A 16,133-nucleotide genomic window follows, 5' to 3' on the forward strand; every position below is an offset into this window, starting at 1 on the left:
TGATGCCATCGCGACGATAAACGGTCGCGATGAAAATGCCTAAAAAATTACAGACCACGTCAATTAAGCTATTTCGTTCTCTACCGGAATATCATCAAGATGCGTATAGATTTTTAACCCCAGCTCTTTACCGATACGCACATCATTATCCGCACCCTTTGATGCACCCGGAATTCGTAATATCGCGTTACAGCAGTGGATCAGTCGATGTGCGACTGGGTAGAGATAGGTTTCACTGATCTCATCACCAATCTCTTGTGACCCGGCAGCCCGGGCAATCGGTAATGCCAGCCATTCACCGACCACCGGAGTATGGCCTTTATGGTAGATTTCCAGGGCGGTACGTTCAAACGCTTGCAGATTAGCGTGGACCAAGGCCTGGTTTCCTTCAGTGCCACTGCGCACCGGACCGGCAATCAGAATTAACATGGGGCTTTTTCCTCAGAATATAGTTTTAATGCCAGGTGCTGGAGTAACATGATGGTTTTGCCATCCATAATTTCTCCGCTGGCTATCGCCGACATAGCCCGTTCAAGCGGCCACTCCAGGACTTCGATATCCTCTCCTTCCTCTGCCAGCCCGCCGCCAGAGTTTTGACGATTTTTTTCCTGGTATTCGGCAATAAAAAAGTACAGTTTTTCGGTAACTGAGCCGGGACTCATATAGGCTTCCATCACTTTATGAACCTGACTAACGCGATACCCGGTTTCTTCTTCCGCTTCAGCGACAATGCGCGTTTCAGGGGAGGCGTTATCCAGCAAACCTGCTGCTGCCTCAATCAGAAAACCATCATGGCCGTTGATAAAAGCGGGTAAGCGGAATTGCCTGGTCAGTACTACGGTGCGTTTTTGGCGATTATAGAGCAGGATCACTGCACCATTACCCCGGTCATAGGCCTCGCGCTGCTGTTCCTGCCATTGACCGTCGCTACGTTGTAGTTCGAAGGTGTATTTTTTCAGTATGTACCAGTTATCGGATAACAACTGTTCACGAATATTGCGTATTTTTTGCTGCATGGTATTCCCTCGGCGGATGACAAGGTCGACATTATCATGCATAATCGTGCAAGATCAAGACCAGACACGAATGAGGTTTTATGCTCTCCAGTCAACGTAAAAAACAGATTCTGGCCCTTCTTGCCAGTGAAAATCAGGTGATGTCTCGCGAGCTAAGCGTGCATTTTGGCGTCTCTGAAGATTCAATAAGGCGTGATTTACGTGAATTAGCTGCTGAAGGACTATTGCAGCGAGTGTATGGCGGGGCATTGCCGGTTTCTGCCGCTATTGCACCTTTTGAAACGCGCAAAACCGTGCAAATTGGATCCAAGCAGCGTATTGCCCGAACCGCTGTTCAGCTTATTCAGCCAGGCCAGGTAGTAATGATTGATGGTGGCACCACCACGGCGGAAATGGTGAAATTACTACCTACAGATCTCGCCTTTACGGCCATTACCCACAGCCCAAGCATTGCCCTCGCACTTGTCGATTTTCCCCTGGTGGAAGTGATTATGCTGGGAGGCCAGCTGTATCGGCATTCACTGGTTTCAGTCGGTTCGGCGGTGCTGGAGTCGATAGCCAGGATCAATGCTGACTTATTCTTTATGGGGGTCACCGGTGTGCATAAAACCGCGGGACTGACAACGGGAAATTATGAAGAGGCTGGCGTTAAACGGGCACTGGCAGCTCGCGCCGCTGAAACTGTGGTGATGGTTTCAGCGGAAAAACTCAATTCGGCCTCGGCCTTTGTTATTGGTGAACTGACGCTGGCCAGCACGTTTATCTTTGACGGTGAGCCGGATAAGGATATGCGCAGGGTTCTGGAGCAAAAACAGATAACCCTGCTAACCTGTTAATCTATTCTGCCTGCCAGAGCGAGTATATTTTATACGGCAGGCTACAGTAGTCAGGTATGAAACAAGAATAGCCTTATGTTGTTATTTCAGGCCAAAACCACGAGACTGCACGGTTGCGCGTAAGTGTTCTCTGCCACCCATATAATCCATGCTGGTGGCGGATTCGCGGACTGCTTCCTGCCAGGTTTTTGGCTTCATATTCTGTGAGGTTCTGAAATCCAGAAAGGCAGTTTCAAAATCTTGCAGATAATCGCGATAGCCCTCTCTGTCATATTGATTGTAATGCAACACCACCGGCTGGGCAGGGCGAGGACGAATCTTAGCGATCTGCTTATTGTCTGGTTTGCCGACTACCATGCCGAAGGTGACGAAACTCTGCTGCGGAAGATTTATTATCTCAGCAACTTCTTTGGCTGCATTTCGCATCAATCCCATATAAACAATACCCAGCCCCATAGACTCAGCGGCTAATGCCGCATTTTGCGCTGCCAGAGAGGCATCAATAGCAGCCATTAAAAATGAATCGAGATAATCAAAAACCACCGGATCTCCGCCTTGCTCTCTGGTGATTTCAGCACTGCGAGATAAATCAGCAATCCAAAGAAGGAGTAACGGTGCTTCTTCCACGTAGGGGATTCTATCTGTTGGTACTGTCGCGGCAACGGTATCTGCCAGTTTTTGTTTAAGGCATTTATCCGTCACGGCCACGACGCTCCACTGATGAAGGCCTGATGAATTAGATGCTGATTGCGCGGCAGCAACCATGGTTTCAATTGTCCCATCAGGAAGCGCATCGGGTGAAAAATTACGAACCGATTTATGGCTTAGCATCATTTCAATCTGAGGGGTCCGGATGATATTTTCTGGTTTGCTCTGGGCGGCACCGTAGCGTTGTTCCAGCAGTGAGGCTAATTTATGTTGTGATGAGTGCATAGTGGATTTAATCTCCTGATTTATGACTTAATAATCACAGGATATCGGGATTATTTTGTCAGATAATCTCCTTTTTTTCGTCTTCTGTTTCTACAACCGTGCACAATAATCGGCTAAAAGGTAGGACTGCTATGGATCATCTCGAAGCTATACGTACATTTCAGCGCATTGTTGAGACACGGTCATTCACCAAGGCTGCTGCGCATCTCGATACCCCGCGTTCGACGGTGAGTAAATTATTACGAGAACTGGAATCTCACCTTGGGGTAAAGCTGATTCACCGGACTACCCGAACGGTGAATTTAACGACCGAGGGGGCAGAGTATTACCGGCGGATGAGCAAAATCATCACCAAAATTGATGAAACTGAGACGGATCTGCGTGATATGGGCACCGCTGCAAGAGGGCGATTGCGGATTGACTTGCATTCCTCGCTCGCGGGCTTTGTGCTTATACCCAAGTTGAAAGAATTTCAGGCGCGTTATCCTGACATACAGCTGGCATTGGGCGTGGGTGACAGACCGGTAAATTTGATTGAAGAGGGTGTTGACTGCGTGATCCGTGCAGGTGAGCTGGCTGACTCTTCTCTGCAGGCTAAAATATTATATAAAGACCGGCTAATAACTTGTGCGAGTCCGGATTATCTTGAACGTTATGGTATTCCAGCTAGTCCCGAAGAGCTGGAGAAAAATCATAAAATTGTTGGTTATTTTAGCGCAGGAACCGGGGAGGTCTGGCCGCTTCGTTTTCGTCATCGTGGAGTGGAAAAGCAAATAGCGCGTTTCGATATTGCGGCAAATGACAGTGTCTCACAGATCAATATGATGGTTAACGGGCTCGGAGTCGGACAAACTCACACTTCGGTTGTCGCTCAATTTATCCAGTCCGGACAGCTAGTGGCGTTGATGGAAGATATCACCCATCTGCGCATTCCGGTTTCCATTATTTATCCTCCAGCCAAACAGCTTAATGCTCGGGTGAGACTATTTATCGACTGGCTGGTTGAGCATTTATCGGATAGTCCTCAATAGAGCTATTGGGGCACTAATCGCTGCTCCTGGGGGCCGATAAGCAGCGTTATGGCACTGAAAATCAGTCAACAATAAAGAGTCTGGCACCCTGTTTTGTGCTGGATTGATGGGGTTCTGCATTATCGCCCACCTGATAACTCATTCCCGGGGTTAAAACAAATTTACGCCCGTCTTCAAGCACGGTTTCCAGTTCACCTTCCAGGCAAAAAAGAACATGTCCTTTCTTGCACCAGTGATCGGCGAGGTAGCCCGGAGTATATTCAACCATTCTTACCCGAATTTGATTCGGTTTCTCACCAAAGAACTGGGTACGCCAGTAAGCCATGCCGGTTTCTCCTGCATGCTCAGTTTTTTCTATTTCATTCCAGTTGGTGGTGCCAAAAGCAAATGCATCAAGTTTCATTCTGCCGTTCTCATTGTCAGTAAAGTCTTCTACGCTCAGATGAGTCTGTTCTAACGTTATACATAAATGATTAATTCCACAACATAGCGTTAACTTATTGTTTGCGGTATTATGCTGTTTATTGCAGTATTTTGCGGTGAGGAGGTCATAATGCATAAAACAGCCAGACAGCAGTTTCTGATGGAACTGCTGATGAAAGAAGGGCAGGCGGACATCCACTCTCTGGTCGAAAAATTGCAAGTTTCAGCGGATACCGTTCGTCGGGATCTGGCAGAGCTAGAAAAAAAGGGTCTTGCCCAGAAAAACCATGGTGGTGCCGTTGCGCTTAATCTCTCGGTAATGAGTCGTACTGAAAGAAGTGTGCTGATCCCAGAGATTAAATTAAACATTGGACGCTTAGTTGCAGACAAAATCCCCCGTTGTTCAACGATTTTCCTTGATGCTGGCAGTACGCTGTTAGGCGTTGCAACTCTGTTGAACGGGCCAATGACGGTGATCACTTCTTCACTGGATATTGCCTATCAGCTCAGTGATAAACCTGAAATAGAACTGATTCTGCTCGGGGGGAGATGGGATATGCAGCAGCGTCTTTTTTCTGGTAGTGCAACCTTGATGCTACTGGAAAAATACCGGGCAGATATAGCCATACTCGGTGCCTGTGCACTCCACGCAAAATTTGGACTCACCGCAGGGCAAGAGGCTGATGCTGAGGTTAAACGTGCCATGCTGGCTTCCAGTAACGAACACTGGCTGGTGGCCGATCATATGAAGCTGAATCGCTGTGAACCTTATCAGGTTGCACCGTTATCAGAAATAAATCAGCTGTTCCTGAATTCACCCTGGAGTGAGTTTGAAGATACTGGCTCGACACATATAAATTTAACCCATTCCCTATAGTCTGGAGATAACGATGAGTAACACTAAAGATATCAACGTGGCGTTAATCGGTTATGGATTTGTCGGTAAAACCTTTCACGCGCCATTAATCCTTTCTGTACCCGGATTGAAGCTTACCGTCGTTTCATCCAGCAATGCAGATAAAGTTAACAAAGACTTGCCTGATGTCAGGGTTGTCGCTTCTCCTGAGATAGCGATTAATGATCCTGATATTGATCTGATTGTTATCGCGTCGCCTAACGAGACCCATGCGCCATTAGCCAAAATGGCACTGAACGCAGGTAAACATGTCGTTGTCGATAAACCCTTCACGCTCAATATTGATGAGGCGAGAGAGTTAGCTATTCTGGCCGAAGAGAAGAAACGCCTGTTATCTGTGTTTCAAAATCGACGCTGGGACTCAGATTATTTAGGCGTTAAGAAGGTGATTGAGTCGGGCGTTCTTGGTGAGGTCAAACATTTCGAGTCCCATATTGACCGTTTTCGCCCTGAGGTTCGCGATCGCTGGAGAGAGCATAATATCCCGGGCAGTGGATTATGGTTCGATATTGGACCCCATATTATTGATCAGACTTTACAGCTTTTTGGTCTGCCGGAAAGCGTTTATGGCAATATCGCTGTTCTGCGTAAAGGGGCTGAGATTAATGACTGGGCCCATGTGATCCTGAATTATCCCGGCCATAAAGTTATTCTGCACGCAAGTATGCTGGTGGCGGGTGGTGTAATGCGTTTCTCAGTTCATGGGGATAAAGGCAGTCTCATCAAGAAAAATGCCGATCAGCAGGAAAGTCAGTTACTTGCTGGCATCTTGCCTGGCTCCGAAACCTGGGGGGATGATAATGATGACTTGGTTTTATTCGACGGTCAGCAGCAGTCCACCAGGATTAAAGCCCCGAAAGGTGACCAGCGTCAGTACTATATGCAAACTCGTGATGCCATAAATGGTGATGGCGCTAACCCAGTGACTCCGGTTCAGGCGATTGCGGTAATGGCCGTTCTTGAAGCTGCCGTTCTGTCATCTGAATCCGGGCAAGTTCAGAAAGTGGCACTCAGTCAGTCTGAAACGGAAAGTTATAATCATACCCTTTAGTCTGGGTTAAGCATTGAGGTTATGGCACGGAACACAACCGTGGTTCGTGCCATACATCTGTAACTGGGGATTGATACTGTCACCGGATATGACGTTTTTGTCTCGGTCTCTGTTGCTTGCTAGCCTATTTTTCTGCACAGGTACTTATTTTTAATCACACCGTCAAAAAAACGACCTTTAGACACTACGCCTAAAAAGGTTTCATAAGTATGTGCAGGTACGTCGACATACTGATAAATGCCAAGTTCGAAGAATTCGATTTCAAGAACTTTTGTTTCTTTGTTGTAACCAATTGATTTTATTCTTGATGATTTAACTTCATTACGTCGCATTTTTATCTTAAAGCCCCACTAACCGTTTAAACTTGATGGATAATCTCACCAGTGCACTGACTCTCGTATCACGGAGTTCAGGATATCATACCGCATTGTTCGTTAAGGATATTTAACATCCTGGGTCAATGTTACCCTTATTACTGACTTGATGGCTGATATTTATCACTAAAGGATACCTCATCAGGGACTACGGCACCCATCTATCCTTCTTATTATTCATTTTGCTGAGCATGAAGGATGCTTGGGTTGACTGTCTGCATGGCAGTGCAACGACGGATGGAAATGTGACTTATGGTGGTGGGAGAACTCATAGTTTTAGGAAATAGCGAAATCTAATAATGATAGTTCTGGTTGTTTTTTGAACAAGAATGTATCTTCTATTCGGAAACATTGAAGCATGATGTTATTAATAGAGGTGGAAGGTGAAAAAAACATTATTAATTGCGGCTGCAGTGATGGTGATCACTGGATGTGATGGTAAATCTCAGGCGTTAAAACCTCTGCAACCTCAAGAGCCTGTGTCAATTGCAGAAATGATTGCTACAGGTAAACCGGTAATGGCTTCCGAGTGCAGGAAGGGAGAGGGGTCGTTTAACTGTGAATTCATTACCGGTGACTTAACTAAACCCGGTAAGTGGCACCATACCAGGTTAAATCTCTATAAGGGAAGAGAAGCTGAAATGGTTATCGACGGGAACCCTTATAACGTGACCGATTTTGCAAACAATGCCACTGCCAGGCAGGAAACGACCTTGTTCGTCATGAAAAGTGCGCGAGGCGACAGAGGAGAAATAAAAATAGTGAAGTCTAGCGAAGGGAAGTCATTGAGCTTTAACGCTTATAGTTCGGATAACATACCTTATACTAAGGGCTTAGTTAAATTGAATTAATCCGCCTGGAGGGGGGCTCGGCTGTCAGCTATAAATCTATTAGGTCAATATACTCTCTAATCCTCAGCTATTTAGTGAAGCTTTTATATCAAAATGACATCTATTTATATTTCCTAAAAAAGTCTCCATTAATCTGTGATCCTCGAAATTTATCAGTAACTTACTCCAGCAATACCGAGGGCTGCGTAATATCCTGCAGTGACTCTTGGTTTTCACACCCCTCGCAGAATTTTTATTATTACTTTCCACAAACAAACACCACGATGATTGCCAAACAAACACAATCGTGCAAAAATGCCAATAATCGATCGAAATCGTCAGGTTAATGGTAGGTGTTTATGCTCAATCAAGAACGGCAGGATTTGATTTTAAGAAAACTTGAGGCCAAGGGCCGTGTTGTAGCCACTGAGCTCGCGAAAGAATTTGGCGTGTCTGAAAATGCAATCAGGCGAGATCTTCGTCAAATGGCCAGTCAAGGACTTTGCCGCAAAGTTTATGGTGGGGCCTTACTTCCCGCTCCAGATGCAGGAAACATTAGAATAAGAGCTGAGAATTTTGTTGAAAATAAACAATTACTTTCAAACTGTGTTTCTAAATATATAAAAAGTGGACAAACAATATTTATTGATGCCAGTTCTACCAATATAACCGTTGCTGCTGGTTTGCCTCGGGATCGTCCTTTTACGGTTGTAACAAATGCACCTGCAGTAGCAATAGCATTATCTGAGCATAATCTTTGTACAACTATGGTGCTAGGTGGCATTTTCAATACAGTAAAGGGGGCTTGCTTAGGGAGTAAAACCGTAGAGGAAGCAAAGCAAATTTACCCTGATGTGCTTATTTTGGGTGCCTGTGGAGTAGATAAAAATATAGGTATTACCTCACTAGAACCTGAAGAAGCAGAATTAAAGCGATGCCTGATTCAGCAAAGTTCAAGAGTCATAGTACCAGTTACGCTTAATAAAATAGGCACAGCAGCGCCTTTCAGATTAGCTGAAATAAATGATATTGATGTACTTATTGTTCCGGCCGGTCTTAGTGATGAAGTTATTGAAGAGTTTATTGACGCGGGGATAAATGTAGAGATTGCGGAATAGGATGGTTTTTTTATTGTATCAATTTTGTCGGATATATAATGAATGAAATTTAAAAGTGCCTATTCAGGAACGTCTGGAAAAAGAGAAAGCATTGCGATATTGATCTTATCATTGGCTGCATTTGTCATTGTGACGACAGAATTTATCATTATCGGCTTAATGCCATCAATAGCTCTTGATCTTAATATCACAATACCTGTTGCGGGACAGTTGGTGACAGCATTTGCTATCATTGTTGTCTTTGCAGGACCTCCGTTAACCGTCTATCTTTCTCGTTTTGAAAAACGTGCATTATTTACCTGGATTTTGGTAGCTTTTTCATTTAGCAATATAGTTGTTGCTTTAGCTCCTGGATATTGGACGGTTATGGCTGCCAGAGTTTTACCTGCTGCTCTGCTCCCCGTATTCTGGGGAGTGGGTAGTGACGTAGCAGGTAAAATTGTCGCGAAGGATAAAGCTGGTAAGGCAATCTCACAAGTTTATCTGGGCGTGACTGCCGCACTCTTATTCGGACTACCTCTGGGAACATTAATGGGGGATGCTATTGGGTGGCGGGGCGCATTCTGGTTTTTAGCTGTTCTGTCCGCTGTAATGGCTTATTTGATCAATGGATTTATGCCTGTTATTCCTAAAGAAGAGCAGGTTAGTATCAAATCACAGATCGGTATGCTTAATAATCGCTTCTTTATCGCAAATCTTTTGTTATCTCTCGCTGTTTTTACCGCAATGTTTGGTGCCTACACTTATCTGGCTGATATGTTACAAAGCTATGCAGGAATAAAACCTGCATATATCGGTTGGTGGTTGATGGGTTTTGGCACGGTTGGACTGATAGGAAATTATCTGGCTGGGCGATTTGTTGACAGCCACGCGAATAAAGCCGGAATCGTCTTCTGTGTTATGCTGGGAACCGGTGCCGCATCATCGGTATTACTGACACACTCACTTATTATATTTGTTATGGCTCTTATTGTATGGGGTATAGCACATACAGCACTTTTTCCATTAGGGCAAATAAGAGTCATGAAAGCGGCACAAGGAGGTAAAGCTCTGGCGGGTACATTAAATATATCTGCTTGTAATAGCGGTATTGCGTTGGGAGCTATATTGGGAGGATGGGCTATCGATTTAGGTGGCGTTAGCGCAGCGATAACAGGGGCAAGTCTACTTATGATATTGTGCGCTGCTGCATATCCTTATGTAGAGAGTCTGAAGTCGAAAAAAAATAAATGTGAGCAATTCTGACAGGGGATAAACATATCCTCACACTGTTAACTAAAATGTATCTTGAAAGGAATAATTGAATGTATTCTAATTTACCTGAAGATTTTCATGCTTCGAAGGGGGCTGAGTGGTCCTTCGATAGAAATTCTGGAACACTTACAGTGTTTGCTCACCCGCAAAGTGATATTTATATTGATCCCTCTTGCAGCGTGCCCGATTCGGGAACTGTACCCCGACACGACGCAGTAACGATAATGACAAAAATTCCTGATAATGACTTTCAACTACAAGCAACCGTAAACGTTGATTTCAAAGATACATTTGATGCCGGGGTCTTACTGTTAAGAGCAAATGAAAAAACCTGGGCAAAATTATGTTTTGAATACTCTCCAGATAGAGAACCGATGGTAGTCTCGGTCGTGAATAAAGGACATACTTCAGATGATGCAAATGCCTTTATCGTTCCCGATGCTCCGGTTGCATTACGTATATCTCGGAATAGAAATATTTATTCGTTTCATGCGTCACTTGAAAAAAACAAATGGATCTTTATTCGGGCATTCTCATTCGATGAGGCCGTATATGGAGACACTGAAGAAATAGAAGTGGGTTTTGAAGCTCAATCCCCGAACGGGAAAGGTTGTAAAGTTGAATTTAGTCAGATTTCATTGGAAAATAAATCTCTGGAACAACTTCGGGATGGGAGTTAAGATTAAAGAATATACCTCTGGCTCCTCCGGAGCGATGTTCCTGGCTGCTTACAATATATTTGTTTAATTTAATCTCACTGTGTAGCTTATCTATATAGAAATATGGATTGTTAATTTCTCCTCATCCTATGCAATAGAAATTTGTGTATGGGGAATTTAATGAGTGTAATTATATAAAGATTTACTATAGAGAGGTACATGATCCCTCTCTATTTTTTCTATTAATAACGATGAGGCTTTGTTATTTGTTTAACTAAGGAGAGTTTGTAATGAGTTTTTTTAATAATCATCTAATTCAAGTGGATGCGCAATATTATCGTGAATGGCAGTTAAAAAATACTCATTATGATTTTTATTATCCTTTTACAAATCATTTAGCTCATTATTTGACTGGCGATTTTTCTCATGACTGTATAATAAATAATACTGGGGTATCTCTAAATATTTTAAGCTTTAAAGACTTTGTACTCAAACATCAGGATGATGAGCTTTTCGGAGATATTGTTTTTATAATATTAAAGTCCTGTTTTATAGCTTATTATAATAATGACGCTATAATAAAAACAGACCGTTTCCGTACTCTTCTGGAGATCGTTATTGAGTTGTATGATTATTTTTTTACTCATGATTTTGATATTGATGAAAGAGATTATCTGCGTTGTTTTCAGTTGAGTTCTATTGATGATATAAATCAAGCAAGAAAAAAAACCAGAGAAATATCACTTTATTTAAATGCTTCTCAACTCAGGAATCTGCTTCCCCCCTTAGTTTCATGCTTTCCTTTTATTAAGGAGGTATCCTATGAGGAGTTAAAAAATATCGTAACAACGAATAGAATTGAAATATTAATGCCTGTCATTTCCTGTGCGATGGGGTATAAAATTGGAGATTATGCAAATATAACTAATGGCATATCTAAGTCAAAGGCAACACAATATTTTTTTAAATTTAATGATATTTCTATTGAAATAGATACAGAGTGTTTTTCATTTGGAAATAGTAATGGTTTGTCATATATATCCGATGTTAAATCTTTTGTTCATGTTGGCGATTGTAGTTTTTCTCTTAATTGGAATTTGTTACGGGACCTTGTGATTGCGATCGGTTTTTTTCATGATGGTAACTACATGTCAACTTATGGTTTAAGTCGTGGTGAGAATATAAAAATAATATATTCAGAACATCCAGATGGAATTTGTTATTTTTCGATCTCTTCCTTTAATATTGCATTCACCAGAAAGCACTTGCATGAATTTATTTTAAAATTAAATTTATTTTTTGAAAGTGATGATATGGTCAGAGTTTTTTCGAGATTAAATTATTACTTGGGTAATCTGTAATTATAAAGACAAAATCGAGTGATTATATATCAGATGTTTGATTTTTTTAAGTCAGGATCTGATTCTCTGGAGGATAATGTTGTATTTGATTTTTAACATATTATCTTAATACAGAACTATTGGTGTTTTCTCCGGATATCCGGCAGACATATCAACGTAAGTTATGGTTATTTGGGGATTTTCTTATAGAAGAATGCTATCCAGTACAATAGAATCCAGATACCTTTATTCACTGGATCGTATTTATATGAAATGGATTATTTCGGCGATTATCGCTATTGTTGCTGTAATGCTTCTTTATGGTGTGTTTTCAGCAAAATATCAACTGAGTAGTGGGGCATCAGTTATAGAAGTATCGAGTACATATCGGGCAATGAACCCTGTAAGTCGTTACGGATATGAATGGGTAATGAAAAATGATTCCATCATTAATTATTCCGTTATTAAAACGAATCAGGTTCTTGATGATTTGAAATCTCAGTAGTCATGATGCATGAATATCTAAGGTCGTCATGTGCGGCCTTTTTACTTTCTATAGCGCTACGGTAATACCTGAAGCCGTGACGAGTACGGGACGGTTATGTATAAGAATGACCACAAGTGTAATAAATGTCAGATAAATCATTTGGTTAATTAAAATCAAAGTGTTCGCGTTTTATTCTGTTAGTTTATTTCTGCATGCTGTATAAAAAATTCATATTACCAGAGCCCCCTTAAGCTAAATTTTTCGCGTTTTTTTGTAATAATTCTCTGCTAGCATAGAAACATAATGTTACATGTGAGGGTGAGATGTGAAAAAAATACTACTGATTACTGCGGGTGTAGTGCTGCTTGCCGGGTGTGATGGTAAATCTCAAGTGTCTACGACGACCCCATCTAAAAATTTACTCACTATTGCTGAAATGATTACAAAAGGTAAGGAAGATAGAATCTCTGAATGCAATAAGAGAGAGGCCTCCCTTAACTGCGAATTCCTGACCCCTGATCTTACGAACCAAGGTAAATGGCATCATACGAAGGTGGTGCTGTATAAGGGCAAGGAAGCAAATATGGTTATCGATGGCAAAGAATTTAACGTAACCACTTTTGATACCAATGCCTCAGCAGAGCACGAAACGACCACTTTCTCCATGAGAAATACCGATGGCGGCAGGGGGGATATCAAAATAGTTAGCTCTGATGAAGGCAAACTATTGAGTTTTAATGCTTACGGTGTGGATGATAAAAGTATTGTAGCGAGTAGTGTCAAATTGAAATAACTGTCCAGGCGCGTTTGAGGGTGCCCGTTACAAATCTGACAGCTCAATGTATTTACCGCATCCCCAGCCTTCAGACGCGACTTTGTTTGCTATATATTCAGCCTGCATAATCTTGCCTTGTCGTTCAAAAAGAGTAATAAGTTTTTCGGCTGCCAGATGGTCTGGGTAATAAAATTTAGTACCCGGGTGTGGCATGCCCATAATTCGTAGATACTCATCACAGTCATGCTTGTGCTTATTTATCATTGCAGCTATGACAAGAGAGGATATCTCAACCGCTCTTTCGCATAACCAGATGGCACTATCCAGGTTATTCTGATTGTATCCTAGCGCGTAATGAGCAAAAGCTTTGCTCTCGATCTTAAAATGAAGGAGCACGATTTCTTCTGGGGACATGTGGAATATACGGGCTATTGAATCAGTGGTCTGTTGCATGACTTATCCTTCCTGTTGATTAATTTTAGGATTTCAAAGCTTCTGGTGATTCACTCAGTCAGAGTATAGAGGTTTAATTAACTATACTACTACATTAAGATACAGGCGGTGGGTAACTTTATCGGTATCTGTAATCTGAATAAAACCGGCACGTTTATAGAATGCGTGTGCTGATTCAGGTGCATTAGTATTGATAAAATTAAACCAGTCGTTAGAACCCTCAAGCAGAGCGCTGAGTAAAGCGCTGCCAATCTGCCTTTTTCTCCATTCGATTCCTACATACAGATGACGAAGCCGTCCAGCCCGAACCGAAGATGTATAGGGATCCTGGTTTAATCCACACACCGCAATAAGTGAGTCATCGGCATAAAAACCGAATAGTTTTTCCCCCGGCTTATCAAAGCGATTCTGCCCGTTCAGCCAGTTCTCTTCCAGCCTGCGTAGCAGGTTGAACCCGGAAGCCATGCTCTCCGTTTTTAACGCCAAAAAGCCTTTTTGGTCTGGGGTCATTTTCGCAATGGTACTGAACGAAGGGAAGAGATCAGAGATCAATGGCTCTATGAGTTCGGTGATAAAGGGACTTGTTGACTGGATACACTTGAGTGAAGATGCGGTTCGTCCATCACAGAGTAAAACTCTCTTGAGTCCAACCTTTACAGGCACGACAATTCAACAGTGGGGATAGACATTTGTAACTGTGTCCTCATAGCCAGCTATCTCAGTTTAAAGTGTTGGTAGCTCTGCGAACTTTAGAAAAACCGCCTTGCAGGGCGGTTTTTTCATCGACAAGAAATTACTCGCAAAAATACAGGTTCTCAAAAGAGCTCTTTATTTATCCAGCGAAGACATATATTTACCGATTACGTAATTGCTATAACGCTAAAAAAACTCATCATCTTTCAGCCACTACCAGTAGCTTAAAGATACAATCATGGCTTCTGAATATTCACCAGGAGTGGTAACTGCCACAGCAGTAATTTGTGCAGTTATTTTAGTCATTGTCAATGCTGTATTATTCCGTATCTGATACGTCAGTTTGCCAGTGTTATTTTCGAATGTAACAGGTATGGTAAGCCCCCCTAAATGAATAACATTACTCATATCTTTCGTTGTTCGAATAGTCGCTATAACATCTGCATCGCCAGAACATATACTCTGTAATACAGTTGAGCCACTGGTTCCTAATGCCGTTGTTTTATCTACAGAACCTAAATTTATATCACCTGACACAGAGAAATTACATGATAAATCTGGTGTTTCAGGAACGAGCGGTTCGGAAGGGAGAGTAGTTCCCACTCCTAAAACAGCACCACAATTCAAACCATAAATATCAGTATAAGGAACTGAGTTAGGAGTCATTCCTGCATTATGCACATAAACTCGTTTCCCTCCTGGCATCGTATATACACCTTGAGGTCCAGTGGAAACATAAACAAAGGAGTACAAACTAGAATTATTAAATGTGGCTATAAACTCAGGTTTACCATTCGGAACACCAACCCAGCGACTTTGAACACCTACACCGCCAGAAAATCCATCAAAATATAACGCGCCTGCACTATTGTATACGTTACCCGTTATGCCCGGTTGCATTACAGTCCAGCCAACAAACACCTGAACATTACCATCAAAACTACAGTTACCAGCTGCAGAGTAAAATGCAGGATCAATCGATAATGATATAACTCCCGTATAACTGTATCTATATGTAGTAACATCATATGAGTTACCATCTGGACCAACACCTTTCCATGGAGAATTGGCATTCTCAATGATAAACCCGGCTCCATTTCCAGTTATACTTATTCCATTAACCAACCTTGCTTCACCAGTAACAAGGTTAAAAACTCGAGATTCATTAGGGTAAGGTTCAGCATAAGTAAAAGGTACGAAAAATAGCAAAACACAAAATAAAAGACGCTTCCTCATATAGACAAATAGCCTACTTAGCGAATTAATGGTCGTAAGCTTATACAGATTAGAAATCATTTTGCTTTGAAAAATACGAGTTCTATACATTTGTTATCACTCCTAATAAAAAACGCAATGAACTCAATATAGCTAACTTTTCATCTTGTGATGAATTATTTAAAGTGATTTTTTAGGTTGAGTGAAATACAACCGAATTTGAAAGAAGAGGTGGTAATGCTATAGGATAGTCAAAAATGGTTATCATGTTAAGGTAATATACCGCTAAGTCGAAAAGTCTACTTGGAGGTTTTTCTGCTCCCCCGGGCATTTACCATATCGTCGCATTGCACGAACTACCAGGAAGGAGGGAGATGGCGTATCTGACGGAATCTTAGATAAAACTGATAACAAACCCCGAAAAAACCGCCAGAAATGCACCTGATAAATGTCACGTGAATACTTAGTCATGCAAGGAGGTCAATAAGTCTGAATTTCAGTCCTGATAGGTTAAAAGAACGGTGTTTATGGCGGTTTTATATCAGTAGCGATACTTCCTGTTTCCTGGGCTTAGCGAGCGCTGGCTTCTGTTCCTGTCGGTTTTCAAGTTCATGACGCTGACAAATACCGCCTATTTCACGGGTTATTGGCGAAGCGGCTCTCCAGCTTGGCCAGGCAGTGAACAAAATAGATCCCCTTGTTACTGAAGGGAGCATTGAGTTTAGCTGT

At 42.2% G+C, this 16,133-nt stretch carries 19 protein-coding genes; 11 read left to right on the forward strand and 8 right to left on the reverse strand.

Annotated elements, in window-relative coordinates:
• Window positions 1–63: 63 nt before the first annotated feature.
• The gene (locus tag M2387_RS01365) at window positions 64–429 is read right to left on the reverse strand and encodes an NUDIX hydrolase (RefSeq protein ID WP_259046695.1); all 366 of its coding nucleotides are present in this window, start codon (window positions 427–429) and stop codon (window positions 64–66) included.
• Window positions 423–1,016 carry an NUDIX domain-containing protein gene (locus tag M2387_RS01370; protein ID WP_259046696.1) on the reverse strand — a complete coding sequence of 198 codons (594 nt, stop codon included), beginning with the start codon at window positions 1,014–1,016 and terminating at the stop codon, window positions 423–425. The genes M2387_RS01365 and M2387_RS01370 overlap by 7 nt, the downstream gene beginning before the upstream one ends.
• 80 nt (window positions 1,017–1,096) lie before the next feature.
• Here M2387_RS01370 and M2387_RS01375 point away from each other — a divergent pair, with 80 nt between their 5' ends.
• Window positions 1,097–1,852: a DeoR/GlpR family DNA-binding transcription regulator gene (locus M2387_RS01375; RefSeq protein WP_259046697.1), complete on the forward strand. Its 756-nt coding sequence runs from the start codon at window positions 1,097–1,099 to the stop codon at window positions 1,850–1,852.
• An 81-nt stretch (window positions 1,853–1,933) separates the two neighbouring features.
• Here M2387_RS01375 and M2387_RS01380 read toward each other — a convergent pair whose 3' ends face one another.
• Window positions 1,934–2,785 (reverse strand): nitroreductase family protein, encoded by an 852-nt coding sequence (locus tag M2387_RS01380; protein WP_259046698.1) that lies wholly within the window; start codon window positions 2,783–2,785, stop codon window positions 1,934–1,936.
• Window positions 2,786–2,916: 131 nt separating this feature from the next.
• On the opposite strand from M2387_RS01380, the gene M2387_RS01385 reads away from it, so the two are divergent.
• Window positions 2,917–3,816, forward strand: coding sequence for a LysR family transcriptional regulator (locus M2387_RS01385; protein ID WP_259046699.1), 900 nt, complete (start codon window positions 2,917–2,919; stop codon window positions 3,814–3,816).
• 61 nt (window positions 3,817–3,877) lie between these two features.
• Here the strand turns inward: M2387_RS01385 and M2387_RS01390 are convergent, their stop codons facing one another.
• On the reverse strand, window positions 3,878–4,219 hold the full coding sequence (locus tag M2387_RS01390; RefSeq protein ID WP_259046700.1) for a DHCW motif cupin fold protein: 342 nt from the start codon (window positions 4,217–4,219) through the stop codon (window positions 3,878–3,880).
• Between the two features lie 150 nt (window positions 4,220–4,369).
• On the opposite strand from M2387_RS01390, the gene M2387_RS01395 reads away from it, so the two are divergent.
• Together M2387_RS01395 and M2387_RS01400 are read left to right on the forward strand one after the other, a co-directional pair.
• Entirely contained in the window at window positions 4,370–5,116 is a 747-nt protein-coding gene (locus M2387_RS01395) for a DeoR/GlpR family DNA-binding transcription regulator (protein WP_259046701.1), read from the forward strand.
• Window positions 5,117–5,129: 13 nt separating this feature from the next.
• Window positions 5,130–6,206, forward strand: a complete 1,077-nt coding sequence (locus M2387_RS01400) for an oxidoreductase (protein WP_259046702.1) — start codon at window positions 5,130–5,132, stop codon at window positions 6,204–6,206.
• 119 nt (window positions 6,207–6,325) lie between these two features.
• Here the strand turns inward: M2387_RS01400 and M2387_RS01405 are convergent, their stop codons facing one another.
• Window positions 6,326–6,538, reverse strand: coding sequence for a KTSC domain-containing protein (locus tag M2387_RS01405; protein ID WP_259046703.1), 213 nt, complete (start codon window positions 6,536–6,538; stop codon window positions 6,326–6,328).
• 425 nt (window positions 6,539–6,963) lie between these two features.
• Here M2387_RS01405 and M2387_RS01410 point away from each other — a divergent pair, with 425 nt between their 5' ends.
• The 7 genes from M2387_RS01410 (at window position 6,964) to M2387_RS01440 (ending at window position 13,061) form a co-directional block, all read left to right on the forward strand.
• A complete protein-coding gene (locus M2387_RS01410; RefSeq protein ID WP_259046704.1) occupies window positions 6,964–7,431 on the forward strand; it encodes a hypothetical protein in 468 nt (155 codons plus the stop codon).
• A gap of 338 nt (window positions 7,432–7,769) precedes the next feature.
• On the forward strand, window positions 7,770–8,528 hold the full coding sequence (locus tag M2387_RS01415) for a DeoR/GlpR family DNA-binding transcription regulator (RefSeq protein ID WP_259046705.1): 759 nt from the start codon (window positions 7,770–7,772) through the stop codon (window positions 8,526–8,528).
• Window positions 8,529–8,570: 42 nt separating this feature from the next.
• Window positions 8,571–9,773, forward strand: coding sequence for an MFS transporter (locus M2387_RS01420; RefSeq protein WP_259046706.1), 1,203 nt, complete (start codon window positions 8,571–8,573; stop codon window positions 9,771–9,773).
• 59 nt (window positions 9,774–9,832) lie between these two features.
• Window positions 9,833–10,462: a DUF1349 domain-containing protein gene (locus tag M2387_RS01425; RefSeq protein ID WP_259046707.1), complete on the forward strand. Its 630-nt coding sequence runs from the start codon at window positions 9,833–9,835 to the stop codon at window positions 10,460–10,462.
• 269 nt (window positions 10,463–10,731) lie between these two features.
• Window positions 10,732–11,802, forward strand: a complete 1,071-nt coding sequence (locus tag M2387_RS01430; RefSeq protein ID WP_259046709.1) for a hypothetical protein — start codon at window positions 10,732–10,734, stop codon at window positions 11,800–11,802.
• Window positions 11,803–12,049: 247 nt separating this feature from the next.
• Window positions 12,050–12,286: a hypothetical protein gene (locus M2387_RS01435; protein ID WP_259046710.1), complete on the forward strand. Its 237-nt coding sequence runs from the start codon at window positions 12,050–12,052 to the stop codon at window positions 12,284–12,286.
• A 307-nt stretch (window positions 12,287–12,593) separates the two neighbouring features.
• On the forward strand, window positions 12,594–13,061 hold the full coding sequence (locus M2387_RS01440; RefSeq protein WP_259046711.1) for a hypothetical protein: 468 nt from the start codon (window positions 12,594–12,596) through the stop codon (window positions 13,059–13,061).
• A gap of 27 nt (window positions 13,062–13,088) precedes the next feature.
• Here M2387_RS01440 and M2387_RS01445 read toward each other — a convergent pair whose 3' ends face one another.
• From M2387_RS01445 to M2387_RS01460, 3 genes are all read right to left on the reverse strand, one after another.
• Window positions 13,089–13,496 (reverse strand): hypothetical protein, encoded by a 408-nt coding sequence (locus M2387_RS01445; RefSeq protein ID WP_259046712.1) that lies wholly within the window; start codon window positions 13,494–13,496, stop codon window positions 13,089–13,091.
• An 81-nt stretch (window positions 13,497–13,577) separates the two neighbouring features.
• Window positions 13,578–13,961, reverse strand: a complete 384-nt coding sequence (locus M2387_RS01450) for a GNAT family N-acetyltransferase (RefSeq protein WP_259046713.1) — start codon at window positions 13,959–13,961, stop codon at window positions 13,578–13,580.
• A gap of 441 nt (window positions 13,962–14,402) precedes the next feature.
• A complete protein-coding gene (locus M2387_RS01460; RefSeq protein WP_259046714.1) occupies window positions 14,403–15,515 on the reverse strand; it encodes a hypothetical protein in 1,113 nt (370 codons plus the stop codon).
• Window positions 15,516–16,133 lie beyond the last annotated feature (618 nt).

It is taken from the genome of Klebsiella sp. BIGb0407 (genome assembly GCF_024807845.1).
Taxonomy (GTDB): domain Bacteria; phylum Pseudomonadota; class Gammaproteobacteria; order Enterobacterales; family Enterobacteriaceae; genus JGM124.